The 1,647-nt window shown below is 58.4% G+C and carries 2 protein-coding genes and 1 pseudogene; all 3 read right to left on the bottom strand.

Going from position 1 to position 1,647, the window contains the following annotated elements; translation table 11 throughout:
• Positions 1-94: 94 nt before the first annotated feature.
• A complete protein-coding gene (locus tag ABJK56_RS01565; RefSeq protein ID WP_347242907.1) occupies positions 95-964 on the bottom strand; it encodes a hypothetical protein in 870 nt (289 codons plus the stop codon).
• 4 nt (positions 965-968) lie between these two features.
• Positions 969-1,340, bottom strand: a complete 372-nt coding sequence (locus ABJK56_RS01560) for a hypothetical protein (RefSeq protein ID WP_347242906.1) — start codon at positions 1,338-1,340, stop codon at positions 969-971.
• A pseudogene (locus tag ABJK56_RS01555) lies at positions 1,327-1,647 on the bottom strand (hypothetical protein); the annotation flags it as partial. The gene ABJK56_RS01560 and the pseudogene ABJK56_RS01555, both read right to left, overlap by 14 nt.

Below are 1,647 nucleotides of genomic sequence, written 5' to 3'. Positions count from 1 at the left end.
AAGCGCTCTTGCGCTCCAGGAACTGCCCCTCAGGCTGCTCTTTCACCCAGCTCCAATCCATCGCGATCTTTCCCATATGAAAGCCGATACCGTGTCATTCAGACCGATCCTGTGACGCCTCTATAGCCCAGAGCCCATCCTCCTGGATGCGCCATAGGGACGAGTTGTCTTTGGCCCGGGACCCTGGCATCCACACCAATTGGGCTGTCTTGAGTTCCCCGTGATCCCACATCGCAAGCTGTTCCCATGCACCGTAAGGATCGGCGCCCGGGTCGGGCAGCGCGTGGGCTAACACACTATCGGTCTGCACCACCGGATCGCTTCCTTTTAAATCCACCTGCTTACCGAAAAAACGGTCGGCTTCGGAACATTCCACTTTTCGGATTCGCCCCAAACCGTAACGGATGTCGCCGCCGACGAAAAGCTCTTCAATGTTAAGAATTGGCCTGACGGCCTGATCAGCCCCGTCGGCGAGGAAGATGTATCCGACGAGAGCTACCGGCTGAGGGTTTCTCTCTTCACCCCAACGGGAGAAGTAATTGATGACCTCGTGTTCTCGGAGGGTGCCCTCGGCGGCGGTGTCTGAGTTAGAATCAATGGCCGTGCCCGGTTGGGTGGTGAGGAGCCATCTTCGGAATTGCGCGTCCGGCACGGAGCCAGTTCTGTCCTCCCGCCGCCACTGAAGGCCCTTCCCGCGTTCATACTCGGGAAGCCAGGCCTGCCACTTCTCACCGACTCGCTGAGCAGGGAACAAGTAGCTCAGGCGTGTTTGCTTGCGGAGTTGGTTGCCCACGGCCTGGTAATCAGGGGGAGACTGCCGCCGGGCGAGTTCCGCGGTGAGGGCACCCCACAGGGCGCGGGCCGGCGCGTAAAGCCGTGTCCGGTTGAGCATTCCGGCCGGAGGCATCCCAATATGGAGAGGCGCCTCCAATTGCCAGACCCAGCGATACATTCGCCACGCCATACCCTCAGCCTCCCTTTGCCTTCAGATGATAGCGGGCGTAGGAAAAGGCTATTCGCAACAGCTCCCGGGCAAACAGGAGATTATCCAGGCTTTTGGCTAACATCTTGATGCCTTCCAGAGTGCCGTCTGCTCCATCCAATCCATCCAATTCCTCAGGGAAAATCCTTTTCAGGAATTCCAAGGATTTCTTATTAATATCACCTGCTACCCCGCTATGCCGGGCATTGAGATAGAGGAACATGGCATAGGGGCCCTGCTCTTCTAAGACAGCAAGGGCTGCGTTAAACACTTTTTCATCAATCCCGCGAATTTCGGCAAGGTCGCGCCCCAGTTCGGCGCACTGGATGTCCAGATTCTGCATGTTAGCCTTGCTCATGGCTACCTCCTTCTTGAGGGGCTGTTCCGGATGCGGTGGGCTCTTGGGATGGCTGACCCTCCTGGCAGGATACCGCCTTCGTGTCCGTCTCCGTGCTCTCCTGCAACACCTTCAGGCGCCCCATGCCCCGCGTGCCCATGCCGCCGATGCCCAGGTGCTCCAGATAGGGATGGGCTTTTTGGGCTACATTGTGAACCTCCTGCGGCGTGGACACCGCTGTGATTTGCTGGCCGCTTATACGAAAGTGCACCGGGTTTTTGGCAATGATTTCCCACACCAGCACCGTCCCCCGCGGCAGGGCTTCGTA

It is taken from the genome of Thermogutta sp. (genome assembly GCF_039793925.1).
GTDB lineage: Bacteria > Planctomycetota > Planctomycetia > Pirellulales > Thermoguttaceae > Thermogutta.
Note: the sequence above shows the minus strand (reverse complement) of the source record. Positions and strands in the feature narration are given on the sequence as shown.